The sequence below is a fragment of the Marinobacter sp. MBR-99 genome, from assembly GCF_040547575.1.
GTDB lineage: Bacteria > Pseudomonadota > Gammaproteobacteria > Pseudomonadales > Oleiphilaceae > Marinobacter.
This window is the reverse complement of record NZ_JBEPPY010000022.1, coordinates 63,359-81,813: the sequence shown is the minus strand read 5'-3', so window position 1 is coordinate 81,813 and position 18,455 is coordinate 63,359. Positions and strand designations below refer to the sequence as shown.

Annotated in this window: 19 protein-coding genes; 9 read left to right on the top strand and 10 right to left on the bottom strand. The window is 57.4% G+C overall.

Features of this window, described 5'->3' with window-relative positions; genetic code table 11:
- Nucleotides 1-160 precede the first annotated feature (160 nt).
- The 4 genes from ABIE59_RS16940 (at nucleotide 161) to ABIE59_RS16925 (ending at nucleotide 1,392) form a co-directional block, all read left to right on the top strand.
- Nucleotides 161-418 carry a type II toxin-antitoxin system Phd/YefM family antitoxin gene (locus ABIE59_RS16940; RefSeq protein WP_022992576.1) on the top strand — a complete coding sequence of 86 codons (258 nt, stop codon included), beginning with the start codon at nucleotides 161-163 and terminating at the stop codon, nucleotides 416-418.
- Entirely contained in the window at nucleotides 406-708 is a 303-nt protein-coding gene (locus ABIE59_RS16935; protein ID WP_106695975.1) for a type II toxin-antitoxin system RelE/ParE family toxin, read from the top strand. Before ABIE59_RS16940 ends, ABIE59_RS16935 begins: the two co-directional genes overlap by 13 nt.
- A 112-nt stretch (nucleotides 709-820) precedes the next feature.
- On the top strand, nucleotides 821-1,099 hold the full coding sequence (locus ABIE59_RS16930; RefSeq protein ID WP_354448685.1) for a type II toxin-antitoxin system RelE/ParE family toxin: 279 nt from the start codon (nucleotides 821-823) through the stop codon (nucleotides 1,097-1,099).
- Nucleotides 1,099-1,392 (top strand): HigA family addiction module antitoxin, encoded by a 294-nt coding sequence (locus ABIE59_RS16925; protein WP_061332719.1) that lies wholly within the window; start codon nucleotides 1,099-1,101, stop codon nucleotides 1,390-1,392. Before ABIE59_RS16930 ends, ABIE59_RS16925 begins: the two co-directional genes overlap by 1 nt.
- A 67-nt stretch (nucleotides 1,393-1,459) precedes the next feature.
- On the opposite strand, the gene ABIE59_RS16920 is transcribed toward ABIE59_RS16925, so the two are convergent.
- From ABIE59_RS16920 to ABIE59_RS16910, 3 genes are read right to left on the bottom strand one after another with little or no spacing between them, the layout of a single operon-like run.
- Nucleotides 1,460-1,660 carry a BrnA antitoxin family protein gene (locus ABIE59_RS16920; RefSeq protein ID WP_061332720.1) on the bottom strand — a complete coding sequence of 67 codons (201 nt, stop codon included), beginning with the start codon at nucleotides 1,658-1,660 and terminating at the stop codon, nucleotides 1,460-1,462.
- A 51-nt stretch (nucleotides 1,661-1,711) separates the two neighbouring features.
- Nucleotides 1,712-2,113, bottom strand: a complete 402-nt coding sequence (gene vapC, locus ABIE59_RS16915) for a type II toxin-antitoxin system VapC family toxin (protein ID WP_354448682.1) — start codon at nucleotides 2,111-2,113, stop codon at nucleotides 1,712-1,714.
- The gene (locus ABIE59_RS16910; RefSeq protein WP_354448680.1) at nucleotides 2,110-2,304 is read right to left on the bottom strand and encodes a type II toxin-antitoxin system VapB family antitoxin; all 195 of its coding nucleotides are present in this window, start codon (nucleotides 2,302-2,304) and stop codon (nucleotides 2,110-2,112) included. The genes vapC and ABIE59_RS16910 overlap by 4 nt, the downstream gene beginning before the upstream one ends.
- A 247-nt stretch (nucleotides 2,305-2,551) precedes the next feature.
- On the opposite strand from ABIE59_RS16910, the gene ABIE59_RS16905 reads away from it, so the two are divergent.
- Nucleotides 2,552-3,274, top strand: a complete 723-nt coding sequence (locus ABIE59_RS16905) for a type II toxin-antitoxin system CcdA family antitoxin (protein ID WP_354448678.1) — start codon at nucleotides 2,552-2,554, stop codon at nucleotides 3,272-3,274.
- A gap of 43 nt (nucleotides 3,275-3,317) precedes the next feature.
- Here ABIE59_RS16905 and ABIE59_RS16900 read toward each other — a convergent pair whose 3' ends face one another.
- The 4 genes from ABIE59_RS16900 to ABIE59_RS16885 all read right to left on the bottom strand — a co-directional run bounded on the left by ABIE59_RS16900 (nucleotide 3,318) and on the right by ABIE59_RS16885 (nucleotide 9,100).
- Nucleotides 3,318-4,628, bottom strand: a complete 1,311-nt coding sequence (locus ABIE59_RS16900; RefSeq protein ID WP_354448676.1) for a methyl-accepting chemotaxis protein — start codon at nucleotides 4,626-4,628, stop codon at nucleotides 3,318-3,320.
- A 131-nt stretch (nucleotides 4,629-4,759) separates the two neighbouring features.
- Nucleotides 4,760-5,968: an efflux RND transporter periplasmic adaptor subunit gene (locus tag ABIE59_RS16895; RefSeq protein ID WP_354448674.1), complete on the bottom strand. Its 1,209-nt coding sequence runs from the start codon at nucleotides 5,966-5,968 to the stop codon at nucleotides 4,760-4,762.
- 23 nt (nucleotides 5,969-5,991) lie between these two features.
- The gene (locus ABIE59_RS16890; protein WP_354448672.1) at nucleotides 5,992-8,370 is read right to left on the bottom strand and encodes an ABC transporter permease; all 2,379 of its coding nucleotides are present in this window, start codon (nucleotides 8,368-8,370) and stop codon (nucleotides 5,992-5,994) included.
- A gap of 4 nt (nucleotides 8,371-8,374) precedes the next feature.
- Nucleotides 8,375-9,100: an ABC transporter ATP-binding protein gene (locus ABIE59_RS16885; protein ID WP_061332728.1), complete on the bottom strand. Its 726-nt coding sequence runs from the start codon at nucleotides 9,098-9,100 to the stop codon at nucleotides 8,375-8,377.
- 161 nt (nucleotides 9,101-9,261) lie between these two features.
- Here ABIE59_RS16885 and yghU point away from each other — a divergent pair, with 161 nt between their 5' ends.
- From yghU to ABIE59_RS16870, 3 genes are read left to right on the top strand one after another with little or no spacing between them, the layout of a single operon-like run.
- On the top strand, nucleotides 9,262-10,134 hold the full coding sequence (gene yghU / locus ABIE59_RS16880; RefSeq protein WP_354448670.1) for a glutathione-dependent disulfide-bond oxidoreductase: 873 nt from the start codon (nucleotides 9,262-9,264) through the stop codon (nucleotides 10,132-10,134).
- 9 nt (nucleotides 10,135-10,143) lie between these two features.
- Nucleotides 10,144-12,543 (top strand): Lon protease family protein, encoded by a 2,400-nt coding sequence (locus tag ABIE59_RS16875; protein WP_354448668.1) that lies wholly within the window; start codon nucleotides 10,144-10,146, stop codon nucleotides 12,541-12,543.
- Nucleotides 12,533-13,390, top strand: coding sequence for a universal stress protein (locus ABIE59_RS16870; protein ID WP_354448666.1), 858 nt, complete (start codon nucleotides 12,533-12,535; stop codon nucleotides 13,388-13,390). Before ABIE59_RS16875 ends, ABIE59_RS16870 begins: the two co-directional genes overlap by 11 nt.
- 13 nt (nucleotides 13,391-13,403) lie before the next feature.
- On the opposite strand, the gene ftsH is transcribed toward ABIE59_RS16870, so the two are convergent.
- Genes ftsH through ggt form a run of 3 tightly spaced genes read right to left on the bottom strand, consistent with a single transcriptional unit; the run spans nucleotide 13,404 to nucleotide 17,358 of the window.
- On the bottom strand, nucleotides 13,404-15,305 hold the full coding sequence (ftsH, locus tag ABIE59_RS16865; protein WP_061332733.1) for an ATP-dependent zinc metalloprotease FtsH: 1,902 nt from the start codon (nucleotides 15,303-15,305) through the stop codon (nucleotides 13,404-13,406).
- Nucleotides 15,302-15,550: a YkoF family thiamine/hydroxymethylpyrimidine-binding protein gene (locus ABIE59_RS16860; protein ID WP_058090531.1), complete on the bottom strand. Its 249-nt coding sequence runs from the start codon at nucleotides 15,548-15,550 to the stop codon at nucleotides 15,302-15,304. Before ABIE59_RS16860 ends, ftsH begins: the two co-directional genes overlap by 4 nt.
- Nucleotides 15,551-15,594: 44 nt before the next feature.
- Entirely contained in the window at nucleotides 15,595-17,358 is a 1,764-nt protein-coding gene (ggt, locus tag ABIE59_RS16855; protein ID WP_354448663.1) for a gamma-glutamyltransferase, read from the bottom strand.
- Between the two features lie 140 nt (nucleotides 17,359-17,498).
- Here ggt and purU point away from each other — a divergent pair, with 140 nt between their 5' ends.
- A complete protein-coding gene (purU, locus tag ABIE59_RS16850) occupies nucleotides 17,499-18,353 on the top strand; it encodes a formyltetrahydrofolate deformylase (protein WP_058090533.1) in 855 nt (284 codons plus the stop codon).
- Nucleotides 18,354-18,455 lie beyond the last annotated feature (102 nt).

Here is an 18,455-nt window from a genome sequence, read left to right as displayed (position 1 = left end):
CTCGAGCTCAGGGGTTGACAAGGCCAATCACGGCGACGCCTACTGCATTGCGGCTTCGCCTTCATTTCGTAGCCGCGCATGTTGGCGGGCGTTAGCTGTGATTGCCCCACCTGAAAAGTGATACTATAGTGTCACTATTAGTCTGATTTAGGGTGAGCCCATGAAAGTTGAGCTTGTTACGAACCTCAAGCGCCAAGCCACAAAGATTCTGGCAGATCTGCACTTGTCTAAGGAGCCGATACTGATCACGGAGCATGGTCAGCCATCGGCATATCTTGTCGATGTGCAGGATTACGAGTTTATGCAGCGCCGACTTGAGCTGCTTGAGGGGCTCTCACGGGGAGAGCGTGCTGTACTTGAGGGAAGAACGTACAGCCAAAGTGAGGCCAGGGAGAAAATGAGTAAATGGCTGAAGTAATCTGGACGGAGCCTGCCCTTCAAGAACTGGATGCCATAGCTGAGTACATTGCTCTGGATAATCCTGTTGCCGCAAGTCATCTGGTCCAGGAAGTTTTCGATAAGACCGAGCGTTTGGAAGATTTTCCCCAATCCGGACGGATTCCTCCAGAGCTCCCTAATTCGGTATACAGGGAGGTAGTGGTTCCACCGTGTCGCATTTTTTATCGTGAGGATGATAAGCGAGTTCTCATTCTCTATGTCATGCGAGAGGAGCGACAGCTTCGGGCGTACATGCTTGGGAACAGCTAACCAGGCGCGTGACTCGGATGCCTTTGTCTCCGCTTCGCTACGTCAAAGTCACCGGTGCGCTTCGGCGTTAAGCTTGGTTGTTGCGTGGTGCGCAACATGCTAGCATTTCCTCATGATTAAATCATTCCGTCACAAAGGACTGAAGCGGTTCTACTCGACCGGCAGCACGTCTGGCATACAGCCAGATCATGCCAAGAAACTGCGCATGCAGCTAGCAGCTCTGGATACCGCCACTTCGGTGGATGATATGGATATCCCTGGTTTTCGGCTTCACCCATTGAAGGGGCGAGACAAAGGGCGGTGGTCGATTTGGGTAAGCGGAAACTGGCGCATGACGTTCGAATTTTGGGACGGCAACGCCTACATACTTGATTATGAGGATTATCACTAATGACCATGCATAATCCGCCACATCCCGGTGAATTCATTCGGGAGGTGTACCTGGCGCCTTTCGGTATCAGTTCCCGTCAGCTTGCTTCCAGTCTGGGCGTATCACCTTCCACTTTGTCTCGGTTGCTCAAAGGAAATAGTGGTATTAGCCCGGAAATGTCATTGCGGCTATCCAAGGTTCTCGGGCGTACTCCTGAGAGCTGGTTGGCAATGCAGGACATGTACGATCTTTGGGTGGCCCGCAATACGGTCAATCTGGATGGCATTCATCCCCTGGACTTCGAAGCAGCTTAACCAGTGGCTGCTGTCGGACGCGCCCACGCTGGCGCTCCGGCACGCTGCTTCGCTCAGCGTTAGCACCTCAGGTCCGACGGCTGTCGTTCACGTCGTCCGCAAGCCAAGCCTTGATCAGTGATTGATAGGGCATGTCCCGCTTGTTGGCTTCGATTTTGATCCGATCAAGCAAGGTTTCCGGCAACCGGAGTGAGATCGTCTTGGTTGAGGGTTTCAGCTTCGGGAACGATGCCGGCTTGGCCTGACTCCAATGCAGGCACTGCGACACCCCTTACATTTCGCCTTCGGCTCCATTCCATAGGCGCCCATGCTGCAGGCGTTATGTTTCTCTCAGGGCCGGCTCAAGTCCAAGATGATCGACAAAAGGGATAAAGTCGCGATCTAGAAACAGCAGTGGTAGCTCTTTCTCTATGCAGAAGGTCGCGATGATCACGTCGGCAGTTTTTCGGATTGTGATGCCCTTTTTGCGGAGTGCCCGATAATTGTCAGCGCAAACGACTGCCATGTCTTTGCCAAACATTTCATACTGTTCCAGCGAGAGCAAGCTTTGTTTGGTCTGACGATAGTGTTTGTCGTCGCGGATGCCTTGCAGGATTTCCAGAAATATGAGGTCGCCTATAGCGACGGATCCGTGAATTATTGAGGCATCCAACAGGTCAGTGTGCGGGTTTTTGACGCCGTTGAAATAGTCGATCCAGACACTGGTATCAACCACTGTCATCCAGCGCTCCGCATTTCATCCAGATTGCCTTCCCACTTGATCTTGCCTCGCAGCTTTCGAATCTCCTGCTGCTTGCTACGTTGGACCAGCAGTTTCAGGCCTTGCTCAACGGCTTCTTTTTTGGTTTCGTAGCCAGAGGCTTTGAGGGCTTCGGCCATCAACTCGTCGTCAATGACAATGTTCGTTCTCATGGTGCACCTATGTGTATGGTTTGCAGTTTCTATACACAATCTAGCACTTCGGGGAAAACATAACAATCGGCTGCACAGCCACCGATTTTACGCCGCTTCGCGGCTCCAAACCGGCGCGTGAGCCGGGCGTTAACCCTTGCAGTCATCCATCTTGCAAAAGGCCGTTAAGGAAAACATACCCGCGCATATCCTGAAATCGATTCGTGAGGTACTGGAAAATGAGTAACGAGACCCTGAGTGCAGAGGCATGCGGCAGAACCACCTCAAAGAGGCCAAAGCTCTGGGAATTAGTGTTTCACGATCAACCGAGGCAGGAATCACGGAAGCTATGAAGGTTCTCAAGCAGAAGAAGTGGTTGCAAGATAATGCACGTGCCCCCGAATGGCTTCGGGCTGTAATTTTTTGCTTTGGATGCCTGCTGTTGCCCGGCCAGGCAGTTGCTTTGGAGCCGAGGGAGGTCGAGTGGCACAGCTTTGAGTTGGGGGTGTCTCTGAACAACTGGAGAACCAGCGGTGACAACCATGGAGGGTATCAGGCATCCCTGGCGTTTCGGCCGGCGGAGCGGCACCGATGGCAAGCGCGCTATACCGATGTGTCTAACGATGTTTCCAATGGTTGGTCAGCCTTCAAAGACATCATAACCCTGTGTGATCTGCGGTCGGATTGCGATTCCAGCGACAACGAGGGCAGAACCATTCGTGAGCACGCTGTGCTTTATCAATACCGTGTTTGGGGCAAGGGTGATAGCCAGGGCGCCGCTGAGTTTTGGCTTGGGGGCGGCCCGGGCTGGATCAAGGAAACTCAGCGTCAACAAAATCCCGCATTGAAGCAGGTGCGCAGGGAAACCGGGGTTGCCTGGTCGGCCCAGGTGGTTGGGCGAGGCAGCCGTTTCTATACGGCCCTTACGCTTGAGGGCAACACTGAAATCAATGGTACCCTCGTGGGCCTTGGTTTCGGATTCGGGTTTTGAACGGTAGTTTCAGTTGATATTCAAATGACACTTCGGGAGCTGTTTACAACTCTTTGGCAAAGCGCTCAACAGCGTCCACAACCTGTTTGGCGCCTTCCTTGATTTCCAGAATCACTTCACCCGCCTGATTGGCCAGTTCCAGCCCTTGCTCTGCATTCTCCCGGGTGCGGAACATCTGGTGCATGACTTCATCCGAGAGCACCTGGTTTTTCTCGACGACGCTCACAATCTCATCCGTGGCTTGACTGGTACGGGCTGCCAATTGCCGCACTTCGTCAGCAACCACGGCAAATCCGCGCCCATGTTCGCCCGCTCTGGCAGCTTCAATCGCTGCGTTTAGCGCCAACAGGTTGGTTTGCGCGGCGATACCACCAATGGTTTGCACGATCGAGTTGATTTGCAGTGATTGTTTGCTCAGGGCCTCGATACTTTCAGTCGCGGCCTGCATTTGAACTGCTATATTCTGCATCGTTTCGACGGTCTCCTGGACCACGGTCGTGCCCTTTTGGGCGCTTATATCCGTTTGCTGTGAGACGTCGTAGGCCACGCTTGCGCCCTCCCGTACTTCGGCTTCCCGTGCGACCTGATCAGTGACCACGCTGGCAAACTTTACCACCTTGGAGAGGTTACCCTCGGCATCGTAGACCGGGTTATAGGTGGCCTCCAGCCATACCTCGTGGCCACGGCTGTCGATCCGTTTGAAGCGGTCTGCCACGTACTCTCCGTTATTAAGTTTTTTCCAGAAGGCGTCATATTCAGGGGAGTTGGCTTCCTCTGGCGTGCAGAATTTGCGGTGATGCTGGCCAACGAGTTCGTTGAGCTGATAGCCCATGGCCCGCTGAAACTGATTGTTTGCGGTGATAACCGTGCCATCTAGGTTGAATTGAATAACCGCGGTGGAACGGATCAGTGCATCAATGAAGGCCTCGCTTTCTTTTCCACCTTCCACGGTTTCGGTGACGTCGCGGGCATAGCCTTGAACGTAAGCGAGCTTGCCATCCGCCCCGCGCACGGGAAACCAGTGTATGTTCAGCCACACCAGTGGGCCACTGGCGCTCAAGTAGCGGTAGTTGTCGCTAACCGGCGCGAATTCTGCCATTGCCTTGTTGAAGTTATGGAAGCAGGGCAGCTTTGAGACATAGGGCGGAACAAGATCCGACAGCGGTCGGCCAAGAAGCTGGTCTGACTGGTAGCCCAGAGTGTCGGCGAAGTCCTGGTTTACCGCGCAGACGCAGAAGTTGGAATCGAGCCTTATAGACAGCATGCCTCGGTCCATCTGGTGCGTCAGCTGGCGCAGCATGGCCAATTCTGCACGTTGGTCTTCGAGTTCTTTTTTGAGCTGGCTATTAAACATCGGGAAACCCCAACAAGAGAGAGTTCCTTGTTAACGGCCGGGGCGGCTGACTCTTGAGGTCAGTCTGGAAGGAAATTAAACGGCATCGGTTAGTTCTGCTCAGTGCAAGGACACTCCGTTACCAGAGAGGCTCAACGAACCCGGATTCGATCTCCATCATTCAGCCCTCGCCCCGGGTGCCGCACAACGCGGTCGCCTTCATTGAGCCCCGACAGGATGACGGTGCTTAGCCCGTTACCGGGGCCTGCCTCCACTGGCTGGATATTGGCGCGGTCTCCGGTAACCTTGAAAACCGCATACCCGTTGTTGTGGCGGAACAGGGCGGAGGCTGGCACTTGCAGGGCGTCTTCGGCTTGCCAAAGAATAAACTCGGCATCCACTCGGTAGCCATCGCCCAGAAGCTGCCAGTGTTCGTGGGGGCTGAGCATATCGGCAATAACTTTTACCCGTTGTTCTTCAACACCAAGTGCTGAGACATCCTGGAAGCCAACGGGCTCCACTCGCCGGATAACCGCATTGAGGGTGGGGCCGCCCCATCCTGTCAGGCGGGTGGCCAGGCCAGGCTCCAGTTTCACGGCATCGAAACTCAGTACGTCTACCACCACTTCCAGGGTGCCCGGGTCTCCCAATTCCAGTAATGGCTCTCCGGCCTGGACAATGCCTTCGCTTTTCCTGACCAGCCCGAGCACAGCACCATGAATGGGGGAACGAACCGCTACGCGCTCTGCCGGTTTGCCTCCGTTGGCGGTGGCGCTGGACACCTGCAGCCGGGTTTGCGCAGCAGCGAGTTCATGGCTGGCGACTTCTTCATCAAACCTGGCAGAGCGCAAGATAGCCTGGGCACGGGCGGCGGTGGTTCTGGCCTGTTGCAACTGGTCGTCCGAGACAAAGCTGGACGGTTTGAGTGCCAGTAATCGCTGGTATTCCTGTTGGCTGAAGTCTGCGTCGGCCTCCGCCGCGGCGGCCTTCTGGCGGATGGACTGGAGCGCAGAGCGGGCGGCAGCGACTCGGGCTTCTGCTTCAGCGCGGCTGCGGGCATCAAGAATGCTGGCGGGCATGGGGTCGATCAGGGTGAGTAACTCCCCGGGGATAACCGTGTCTCCCACGTCCAGCTCAAGCCGGTGTACAAAGCCGGTTACCGGTGATGACACCAGATAGCGGTCTTTTACCCGGGTTTTACCTTCTTCCCGCACGGTTACCTCCAGCGGGCCACGTTGGGCAGTAGACAGATCTACCCATACCGGCTCCGGCCTCAGGATAAAGGCGAAAGTCACCACGGTCAGTGCTGCCATCAGTGACCAGAAAAGTCTTTTGCCGGTTATGTGGTTACGCACGGCCATGAGGTGTTCCCTGCAAGTTGAGTTTATTCACGGGTTTTCAGTACGGCCACCAGGTCCAGTTTACGGAGCCTGCGCCAGGTGATGAAGCCGGAGATCAGGGCAGAGGCGATCACTACGTTGGCTGCCAGTGCCAGGGTTTTACCGGTGATGATCAGTGGCACCCGGTATAATTCGGTTTGCATGGCAGTTACCACGAGCTGGCCAAGCCCAGTGCCGATGGCCCAGCCCAGTGGTATGCCCAATATCAACAATACCGCAAGCTCCCCCAATAGTATGTGGGACACTTCGTTATGGCTGTATCCCAGCACACGCAGGCTGGCCAGATCTCGCGCTCGCTCTGCCAGTGAGATTCGGGCGGTGTTGTAGATCACGCCAAACGCGATGGTGCCGCCTAGCAAGCTGATAATGAAGGTGTAGGTCAGGAAGGTTTTGGCCAGGGTTTCAAAGAAGCTGTCGAGCATGGCCTGGCGTAGATTCAGGGCCATTACTTTGGGCGTGTCGCGTAGTTCCTGGTAGACCGTTTCGGTGAGGTCTGGGTCCAGGTTCATCAGTATCTGGTTGATGACGGGGCCTTCTCTCAACGCCCGATTCATGGCGTCCAGGTTCATATAGGCACCCACGCCCAGAAATTCGCTGGTGACACCGGAAACGGGCAGGTTCAGGGTAGGGCGCTGGCCTTCCAGTACACGCACGGTCACCGTGTCGCCGGGGCGCAAGCCTAATGAGTCTGCCAGGAAATCGGTCAGCAGTATGCCGGCCTGGGGGATGCTGACGTCCTGAAGCTGGTGGTCGACCACAAATTGCAGTTTGGCGTCGTCAGGGATGCCTGTCAGCGCGGTTCGCCAGCGCCGGTGGCCGTGAATCAGCTCTACCGCCGTTACCCGCCGGCCTTCGGTGTACCAGATGCCGGGAAGCCGGGCTAAGCCGTGCATGGCCGACTGGCTTACCGGGTCTGTCAGGCTGACGGTGAGGTCCTGTTTCTGAACCTTGGCAAATTGGGTGTGCACCATCAGCGAGACCGAACTGAACTGAAAATTGCCCACCACCACAATCGCGGTGGCCATGGCAATCCCGGTGATCGAGAGCAGGGTTCGGCCGGGTCGCCGTGACAGGTGCCGTACGATAATGCGAGAAGGCTGGGTAAACCGGACCCAGCCCAGCAGGCGTTCCGGTGTACTGATTTGAAAGCGGGCCGGGCCTTCCGGTTGCATGGCCTGGGCTGGAGGCAGCATGGCAGCCGCGCGAATAGCGCGCCACCCGCCAAGCCACGCGACGCCCAAACTGGTGGCGGCGAGCAGCAACACCCATATTGGGTTGATTCGGAACAGCAGCTCGGGAAAGCGGTAAAAGTCCATATAGAGTTCACCCAGCGCCCGCCCGAGCCAAAGCCCGGCTAATGTGCCAATGGCCAGTCCAATCAGGGCAATAACGAGTACCAGTTGGCTGTAATGCCAGCCAATCTGTTGATTGCTGTACCCAAAGGCCTTGAGCACCGCGATGATTTCTCGCTGAGTGCTGATCAACCGGCTGACCACCACGTTCAGCAGGAACATGGCAACGCCCAGGAAAATAGCAGGGAAGATGGTGGCCATGGCTTTGAGCTGCTCAAGCTCATCACTCAAAAAACGATGAGAGAATTGGTCTTCACGGCTGAAGGCGCCGGCACTGCCGTAGCGGTCAAGTAACCGATCCAGGCGGTCGATCACATCCTCAACCGGGTGATCAGGGGCTGTTTGCAGTACCAGGCTGTTAAAGGCCCCTCGCATGTCCATGGCGGAGGCCAGTGCCTCCTCGGGCATCCAGATGACGCCGTATCGCTCGTAGTCCGGCAACATCCCACCGGGTGGAATGATATAGATGAATTCCGGTGATTCCGCGATGCCCACGATGGTCAGCCGTTGTTGTCGGCCGTTGATAATGCCGGTTATCCGATCATCCAGTTGCAGGTTGTGGGCATCGGCAAAGCTTCCGATAATCGCCACTTCGTCGGTGCGGTTGGCATCTGGTAACCGCCCTTGTCGCAGATAGAGTTGATTGACGGCAGGTTGTCCGGTGGCAGGCACTGAAACCAGCCGTGCGGATACAGGGTCTTGAAAACCGGCCACGTCGAGTTTGGCAACGCCTTCTACCCGGGCGCTCAGGCGCGTGACACCGGGGACTTCAGAAACTTGCGTCAGTACCTGTGTAGGGGCTCGTTTGAGGTTTACGAACACGTCGGCAAACTGGTGTTCCTGGTAGTACTGGTCACGCGTTGCGGTGAGCGACGCGTAATTCACCAGCGACAACAGGCAAACCGCGATGCCGCCGGCAATCACAAAGGCAATGGCCAGCATCTGGCCGCGCATCTGCCAGATTTCGCGGCGCAGCTTGGTGTGGAGGATGCTGGTACCGAAGAGAGCCATGGCGCTACCAGCTCAGGGTTTTCGGGTCTTGCCGGTGGGCATTGTGCTGCTCACCGCTGATCAGACCATCTGATAGGGTGATCACCCGGTCTGCCATCAGGGCAATAGAGGCGTTGTGGGTGATGATCACCGTGGTGGTGCCAGTTTCCCGATTGGCTTTCTCCAGAGCCTCGAGTACCAGAACACCTGTAGCGGAATCGAGGGCGCCTGTGGGCTCATCACACAGCAACACGTTAGGCTGTTTGGCTATGGCCCGGGCAATGGCAACCCGTTGCTGTTCGCCGCCAGACAACTGGGCCGGGAAATGATCGGCCCGGTTGGCAAGCCCGACCAGTTCCAGTGCCTGGTCCGGCGCCATGGGGTTGCGGGCGATTTCGGTAACAGCGACGACGTTCTCCCGGGCGGTCAGGCTTGGGATGAGGTTGTAGAACTGGAAAACAAAGCCCACGTAATCCCGGCGGTAGCGGGTGAGTTCCTTGTCGGTGGCCCGGGCAAGATCCGTTTCCAGGTACCGGACTTCACCGCTGGTCGGTATATCCAGGCCGCCGAGAATATTCAGCAGTGTCGATTTGCCAGAGCCGGAGGCACCCAGCATGACCACCAGTTCACCGGCGTAAAGGTCGAGATCCACTCCGCGCAGGGCGTGCACCTGTACTTCACCCTGCTGGTAGGTTTTGGTTAGGCCGCGGGTGTGGAATACCGGAGCGCCTGATAGCGCGGATGCAGCCATAATACGACTCCCTTCGTAAACAACAGATCCCGACCAGTATAGCCTGTTGGGAACTCCCGGATTTGATCCGGCGCATTCTCAATGCGAACACAGGTGCTAACGGCAGGGGCAATCAGGTAAAGTCGGTCAATAGCTTACTCACCGTCAATCGGAGACCAAACATGAGTGATTCAACCTATACGCCTCCAAAGGTCTGGAAATGGGACAGCAGTAACGGTGGCAGGTTTGCCAACATTAATCGTCCCGTTGCCGGGCCTACCCACGACAAAGCGTTGCCGGTGGGGGAGCATCCATTCCAGCTGTATTCCCTGGCCACGCCCAATGGCGTGAAAGCGACGGTGATGTTTGAGGAGTTGCTGGAGAAGGGTATCAAAGAGGCAGAGTACGATGCCTGGCTGATCAACATCATGGAAGGAGATCAGTTCAGCAGCGGGTTTGTTGAGGTAAACCCGAATTCCAAGATTCCGGCGTTGCTGGACCGCAGCGAGAACCCGGCCGTGCGGGTGTTTGAATCCGGATCTATTCTTTTCTATCTGGCGGAAAAGTTCGGTGCCTTTTTACCAACAGACCGGACCCGGCGCACAGAGACGATGAACTGGCTGTTCTGGCAGATGGCCAGCGCACCGATTTTGGGTGGTGGTTTCGGGCATTTTTATGCCTATGCCCCGGAAAAATACGAGTACCCGATCAACCGTTACACCATGGAGGTGAAGCGGCAACTGGATGTGCTGGATCGCCAGTTGGCGGACAACCAGTACATCGCCGGTGATGAATACACCATTGCCGACATGGCAATCTGGCCCTGGTATGGCTCGCTGGTGAAGAACACGGTGTACGAGGCGGCGGAGTTCCTGGAGGCCCACACCTACACGAACATTTTGCGTTGGACAGATGAGCTGGCCAAGCGCCCCGCGGTGCAACGTGGCCGCATGGTAAACCGGGCCTGGGGTGAGCTGTCTTCCCAGCTGCACGAGCGGCATGATGCCAGTGACTTTGATTTGCGTACCCAGGACAAGCTGGACGGCGAAAAGTAAGGAGGAACAATGGCGCTACCTGCGGCGTTAACCGAAGACCAGATTTACCACCGTTGCCCGTTGGACAAGTTGAACTTTGAGACAACGGCAACGCTGGAGGAACTGGAACTTCCTTTTGGGCAGGAGCGCCTGCTGCGCGCGATGGAGTTTGGCGCCAGCATGGAGGCCAATGGTTTTAACCTGTTTGTGCTCGGCCCGTCCGGGGCCGGCAAGCATGAACTGGTCAGGCAGTTCCTCGATAAACATGCCTCAGGACAGCCGGTGCCTTCTGATTGGTGCCATGTTTTCAACTTCCAGCAATCCGACAAGCCGAACGCCATTGAGTTGCCGCCGGGTGAAGGCCGGATGTTCAAGCGTGATATGAGTGACCTGGCGGCAGAACTTAAAACGGCTATTCCGGCTACCTTTGAAAGTGAGGAGTATCAGGCTCGCATTCAGGAGCTTCAGGAAGAGGTGACCCGTCGCCAGCAGAAAGGCCTGTTCGCCATTCAGGAAGAAGCCAACGCCAACAACATTGCCATGATCACAACTCCGGCCGGTTTTACCTTTGCGCCCATGCGTAACGGCGAAGTGATTGAGCCGGAGGAATACAAGACCTTCTCTGATGATGAGAAGGCGCTGGTGGAGGCCAAGGTTGAAGACCTGCAGAAGAAACTGCAGCAGGCTATCCAGCAAGTGCCGCGGCTGCGCAAGGAAGTGCGGGAGCGTATCCACGCTCTGAACGAAGAGATGGTTCAGCTGACCCTGGGCGGCCCCATTGGCGAATTGCGCGAGAAGTGGTCTCACCTGCCGGAGGTGGTTGCCTACCTGGATGCGGTTCGGGAAGACGTGGTAGAACACGCGGAAGCCTTCCAGGATAGTGAAAACGGCGCCCCCGCCGGGTTGCTCAATCGTTACCGGGTGAACCTGTTGGTGGATAATTCGGAAACGCAGGGCGCCCCGGTGGTGTATGAGGATCTGCCCAATCACCAGCACCTGACTGGTCAGATTGAGCATCGTGCTCACCAGGGTAACCTGTACACGGATTTCACATTGATCCGGGCCGGTTCGCTGCATCGGGCCAACGGCGGTTTTCTGATCCTGGATGCCCGCCGCATTCTGACCCAGCCCATGGCCTGGGAAAGCCTGAAGCGTATTCTGTTTTCCAATGAAATTCGTATTGAATCCCTCGAGCGCCTGTACGGCCTTGCCACTACCGTCAGTCAGCAGCCTGAACCGATCCCGCTGAAAGTGAAAGTGGTGCTGGTGGGCGACCGGACCCTGTATTACCTGTTGGCACACTACGACCCGGACTTCCTGGACCTGTTCAAGGTTGAGGCAGATTTCGAGGATGATCTGGACCGGGACGGTGAGAGCTATCAGCTCTACGCCAGAATGCTTGCCACCATGGCCAAATCTGTAAAGGCCCGGCCAATGGACAAGCCTGCCGTGGGGCGTTTGATTGAGCATGCCAGTCGCCTGGCTGGTGACCAGAAAAAATTGACCGCCCATGACCGGGTATTGAAAGACCTGCTCAGCGAGGCAAATCACTGGGCTGCCCGTGCTGACAGCAAGCACATTGGCATCGGGCATATTCAACAGGCGATTGATGAGCGGGAGTTCCGCGCCAGCCGCATTCGGGAACGTAGCCTGGAGCAGATCTACCGGGGTGTGGTGATGATTGCCACAGACGGTGAGCAGGCGGGGCAGGTGAACGGCTTGTCTGTGTTGCAGATAGGTGCCACCCGTTTTGGTCAGCCTACCCGCATCACGGCCACCGCCCGGCCCGGCAAAGGCCAGGTGGTGGATATTGAGCGTGAGGCCAAACTTGGCGGGCCCATTCACAGTAAGGCGGTGATGATCTTGTCCCGCTTCCTGGCAGGCCGCTATGCGCCCATGGGTGATTTGTCCCTGTCTGCGAGCCTGGCCTTCGAGCAATCCTACGGTGGCGTGGAAGGGGATTCAGCCTCGGTAGCGGAAACCTGTGTGCTGTTGTCTGCCATTACCGGCGTGCCGCTGAAACAGTCGTTGGCGGTGACCGGCTCCATGAACCAGCACGGTGAGGTTCAGGCAGTGGGAGGGGTGAATGAGAAAATCGAGGGCTTCTTCAATGTCTGCAAGAAAAACGGTGGGGTAAATGGCCACGGCGTGTTGCTACCCGCCAGTAACGTTGAGCACCTGATGTTGAACGAAGAGGTGCGCACGGCGGTTCGGGAGGGCGTGTTTGCCATTTACCCGATGACCCACATTGACCAGGCCATTGAGCTGATGACTGGCATGGCGCCAGGCTCGCCTGACGATGAGGGCGGTTATCCGGAAGGGAGCTTCAACCGTCGCGTGGCTGATCGTTTGGCTGAGTATGCAAAGGTAGGGCAAAAGAAGGAAGACGCCCAGGATAACGACAGCGGAGGCAAGAACGGTGACCGCTGAGCAACAGCTACCGGTTGAGCCAGTGGGCCGGGTGCTGATTTTGTTGGATGGTTCAAGGTTAAGTTTGGCGGCTCTGGAAGCCGCGGCGGACATTGCCCATGCCCGCAAAGCCGAAGTGCTGGGGGTGTTCGTGGAAGAGGTGAACCTGTTGCGCTGCGCGGGTTACGGGTTCACAAGGGAAGTGGGCAGAAGTTCCGGAGTCGCCCGGCCAATGGACCTTGCGGCTATTGAGGCCCGGATGCGCTCGTTGGCGGAGCAGGCGAGAAGATCGCTGGAGCGTGCCATGGCGCAACGGGGGCTTGCCCAGGCGCTCACCTTGTGTCGTGGCCGTGTGGCAGATGAAGTACTGAATCTGGCGCGGCCGGGGGATTTGCTGGTGTTAGGCCGCGTGGGCTGGTCTGGCAGTCCGGGCTCTCGCCTTGGGTCCACGGCCAGGGTTCTGGTGAGCCAGGCGCTCGGGGATGTGTTGTTGTGGGCCGATCCGCCCATGCGGTCCCGAAATCGCATTGTGGTGTTGCTGAATCACGATCAAGGGGCGAACCATCGGGCTGTCAGGGTTGGCGCTGAGCTGGCAAGGCGTAACCGGCAGCCGTTGACGATCCTGGTGCGAACCGAAACCGGCCGTGATGAGCGTATCGCCGAGGATTTGCTGGCCTATATGGAAAGTGAGGGTATTACCGCCCGGGTCAGTTTCTTGCCCATGGCCAGTGCCGGAGCTGTTGCACGGGTGATCAGGGAGGAAGGCGCCTCGCAACTGGTGCTTAGCCGGCAGTGCAGCCTGTTCCGTGAGCAGGGTGCAGATACCCTGCTGATTGAAATGAACCTGCCGGTGACGGTAACACCCTGAAGCCAGAGGAGAATCATGCGATTTTCCGGTCGCCGGCTTTGCTCAACACCTCGGTGATTTCCTCGGTTGACAGGGTTTCGTGTTTCATCACCGCCTTGGCCAAGGCGTCCAACTCCTTGCGGTGTTCCTTGAGGAAGTTGACGGTGTAGGATTCCAGGTCCATGAGTTGCGACTGGATTTCCGAATCAATCAGGTCGGCCAGCTTTTCACTGTACTCCCGGGGGGCACCCATCTCCCGTCCCAGGAATACATGCTCCTCACCGATACCCAGTCCCAGTGGGCCCACTTTCTCACTCATGCCCCACTGGCCGATCATTCGGCGCAGCAATTTTGTGGCTTCTTTAAGATCGTTCTGGGCACCGGTGCTGACTTCGCCATAGATGATTTTCTCGGCGGAGCGGCCGCCCAGCATCACTTTGATGCGATCCCGCAGGTAGCTTTCGGTGTAGTTGTATTTGTCTTCCCGAGGAGTTTGTTCGGTTACGCCCATGGCCATGCCATGGGGGATAATGGTGATCTTGGTGAGTGGGTCGGCCTTGGGCATGTAATAGGCCATGATGGCGTGTCCGCACTCGTGGTAGGCCACCACTTCCCGTTCTTCCGGCGTTAGCTGGGCATCCCGCTCCTCGCCCAGAATCAGTCGGTCCCGGGCCTGCTCAAAGCAGTGGGCGTTAACCTCGTCCAGATTTTCCCTGGCGGCGGTCAGGGCCGCTTCGTTGACCAGGTTTTTCAGGTCTGCGCCGGAGAAACCGGTGGTGCGGGCCGATAACTGCGCAAGGTCCACATCGGCGGCCAGCGGCACTTTGCGCACGTGCACTTTGAGGATGGCTTCCCGGGCCTCTTTGTGCGGGCGATCCAGGGTGATCTTGCGGTCGAACCGGCCGGGGCGGAGCAGGGCGCTGTCCAGTACGTCCGGGCGGTTGGTGGCTGCCAGCACCAAAACATTCTCGTGGGCTTCGAAGCCATCCATCTCGGTCAGGATCTGGTTCAGGGTCTGTTCCCGTTCATCGTGTCCGCCGCCCAGGCCTGCACCTCTTGAACGACCAATGGCATCCAGCTCGTCGATGAAGATCAGTGCGGGTGCCTCCTTGCGGGCATTCTGGAACATGTCCCGAACCCGTGCGGCACCCACGCCAACAAACATCTCGATAAATTCCGAGGCGCTGATGCTGAAGAAGGGTACTTCCGCCTCGCCAGCAATGGCCCTCGCCAACAGGGTTTTACCGGTTCCAGGCGGCCCCACCAGCAGCACGCCTTTGGGCATGACCGCCCCGAGGCGCCGGTATTTCTCGGGCGATTTCAGGAAGTCGATGATCTCCGCAATGTCGCGCTTGGCGGATTCTATGCCTGCCACGTCATCCAGGGTGGTAGTTGAGGTTTCCTTGCGAGCCCGGCGGGCCCGGGACTTGGCATAGTCGAATGGTCCGCCGCCTTGGGTCATTCGTTTTTGTGCCGCTCCCCAGAACCAGAACATCAGTGCCAGCAACAGTATCCAGGGCAGGAAGCCAAGAATCAGATCCTGCCACCAGGGCCGGCCCGAAGGCGCGCCGCGAATGACAACCTCTTGCCGCTCCAGCAATGACAGCAGATCCGGATCGTCGACCGGTGGGCGTAACGTCAGGAAATTCTCTGTGCTGCGCCCGGTATCGGAACTGAACCGGGCGGCACCGGCCTCGGTAAACCGGCCACGGATTTCCTCGTTGCGCAGGGTGACTTCCTGCACCTGCCCGTTCAGTACCGCTTCTTTAAACTCGGAATAGGCCAGTTCCTGCTGCTGCGAGCGACCGGTGTCCTGTAGCCACAAAAACATCAGGAAAAAGGCAGCGCTCAGCCACAGGAATGAATACTGGTTTGGTATGGCTGGTTGAGGCTTGTCGTTGTTATCGGGTTTGCCTGGTTCGTTCGGGTTGGTCATCTCGGCCTCCGGTCGCCCTCCATGATCTTGGCCACGAACACCGATTTTCCGTAGGTTTCGAACGACCACTTCATGGTATCGGACAGCACGTTCATTACTTCATCATAGTCGCCGAAAATTTCGGTGCTCATACGCCCAGGATAGACTTCCAGGCCGGTTTGTTTCAGGCGATCAATCAGATCCCAGATCGGTTGCTTGTAATCGTCTTTAAGCGGATAACAGCTCAGCTGTACAGAAAGATACATGATTTGCCTCCCAAACAGTCTGAGGCGGGTCAATTCCCGCCCGGTTAAAAGCCCATCGCCGATGACGTGCTCCGGCGTGGATCGGCACCGCCGTAGAGGGTGCCATCCTCTCCAATCATAATACTCTGGATAGCGCCCATGGCGGTGCTGGTGGTGACCTCATGGCCTTTGGCCTCGAGCAGGCGCACGGTGTCCGGGCTGATGCCCTGTTCCATGCGGATTTCATCGGGCAGCCACTGATGGTGGATGCGCGGCGCGGCAACGGCGGTCTGGATGTTCATGTTGTGGTCTATCACATTCATCAGAACCTGCAGAGTGGTGGTGATAATGCGGGAGCCGCCCGGGCTGCCGGTTACCAGGAAGTTGCGGTTGTTTTTGCGCACCACGGTCGGAGACATGGAGCTGAGCATGCGTTTGCCCGGTTCGATCTTGTTGGCCTCGCCGCCGATCAGGCCGTAGGCATTGGGTTCTCCGGGCTTGGCGCTGAAGTCGTCCATTTCATTGTTCAACAGGAAGCCGGCTCCGGCCACGGTAATGCCGGACCCATAGCTGAAGTTGATGGTGTAGGTGTTGGATGCCGCATTGCCCCAGCGGTCGACTACGGAAAAATGCGTTGTCTCGGGGCTTTCGAAGGCAGCCGGCTGGCCGGGTTTAATGTCGCTGGCGGGCCGTGCTTTTTTGGGGTTGATGCCTTTTCTCAGCTCTGCCGCATAGGCCTTGCTGGTCAGCCCGTTCAGGGGGACATCCACGAAATCGGTATCGCCCAGGTATTCAGCCCGGTCGGCGTAGGCCAGTTTCATGGCCTCGGCCATATGATGAATGGTTGCGGCGGAATTGTGGCCCATATCTGAGATAGGGAAGCCCTCAAGGATGTTGAGGATCTGGATGATATGGGTGCCGCCGGAGGAGGGTGGCGACATGGAGTAGATGTCGTAACCACGATATTGGCCATGCACCGGTTGCCGGACGGCGGGCCGATAGGCTTTGAGGTCATCCAGGGTGATCAGGCCGTCGTGGCGTTGCATCTCATCAACAATCAACTGGGCGGTCTTCCCCTGGTAAAAACCCGCTGGGCCATGCTCTGCAATGCGTTTAAGGGTGTCAGCCAGGTCGGGTTGTCTGAATAGCTCGCCTGGTTGCGGTGCCGAACCGTCCTCCTTATAAAAGGTCGCCTTGGTAGCGGGCCAGCGTTGCAGGCGTTCTCTGGCTTGTTCCAGGCCTTCGGTGAAACGATGGGGAACCACGAAGCCCTCTTGCGCAAGCTGGATGGCCGGGGCCAAGGCTTCCTTTAATGAGAGAGTGCCGTGTCGTTCCAATGCCAGGGCCAGGCCGGCGACCGTGCCGGGAACGCCAGCGGCCTGGTGGCTAAACCGGCTGCGTTGGCTGATGACGTTGCCCTCGTCATCCTGGAACATGGTTTCGCTGGCGCCGGCCGGGGCGGTTTCCCGGTAGTCGATGGCTTCTGGCGCGCTGCCGTCACCGGGCGCATATAAAAGAAAGCCGCCACCACCGATGTTGCCGGAGCGGGGCTGGGTCACCGCCAAAGCAAAACCGGCGGCGACCGCGGCATCCATAGCGTTGCCGCCGTCTTTGAGAACCTGCAGGGCCACCTCGCTGGCCAGGGTGTGGCTGGTGGCTACCATGCCCTGAGTGGCCTGAACGGGGTGGAATCGCTCGCCCTCAAGGATGGCCTGATTGCTGGCGTAGGCGGCATTCAGTACCAGTAACGCTATCAATGCGGCTGTCAGGCCCCACAGGCGCCTCAGTGGAATTCTTGGCCGGGGGCTGTGGATCACTCTGTGTGTCATTGGATTCCTCGTTTCTGGCTGCCAGATAGGCTATCATAGCCGGTCATTTTTACCGGTGCGCTCAGGCACGCCACCGCAGGCGGATGTCTGTGGTTTTCCGGCGCACCCGCTTTCCCGGATTCAAGTTAAGGAAAGGCTTAATGGAGCATACCTATCGTCTTGTTATTTCCTGCCCTGACCGGGTAGGGATTGTTGCCAAGGTGAGTAATTTTCTGTCCACCTACAACGGCTGGATTACCGAGGCGAGCCACCATTCAGACACTCAGTCTGGCTGGTTCTTTATGCGTCACGAGATCAAGGCTGAGTCGATCCCCTTCGGGCTTGATCAGTTCCGCGCCGCGTTCGAACCGATTGCCCGCGAATTCAACATGCGCTGGCACATCGCCGATTCCGCCCGGCCCAAACGCGTCATCCTGATGTGCAGCAAAGAATCACACTGTCTGGCGGACCTCCTGCACCGCTGGCACAGCAAGGAATTGAACGCCGAAATGGTGGCGGTTATTTCCAACCACGATGACCTGCGCCGGATGGTGGAATGGCACGATATTCCCTATCACCATATACCGGTCAGTAAGGAAAACAAGGCAGAAGCTTTTGCTCACATTGAAGAGCTTTTCCAGAAGTACGATGCCGACGTGGTGGTGCTGGCCCGTTACATGCAGATTCTGCCGGCTGAGCTGTGCGAAAAGTACGCTGGCAAGGTGATCAACATTCACCACAGCTTCCTGCCGTCGTTTGCCGGGGCCCGCCCATATCACCAGGCCTACAGCCGGGGTGTGAAGCTGATCGGGGCCACCTGCCACTACGTGACCCAGGACCTGGACGAAGGCCCGATCATCGAGCAAGACGTGATTCGCATCAGCCACAGCGATTCCATTGAAGATATGGTTCGCCTGGGCAAAGACGTTGAAAAGAACGTGCTGGCCCGCGGCCTTCGGTCTCATATCGAAGACCGCGTGATTACCTACGAAAACAAGACCGTAGTGTTCGATTAAGGCTGTGCCACAGTCGCCCCTCGGGGCAGTGGACTGTGGTATGCTTGGCGGCTTGTTGAAGAATAAAGACGGGGCCCGGAAACGGCCCCGGTACGACTTCCA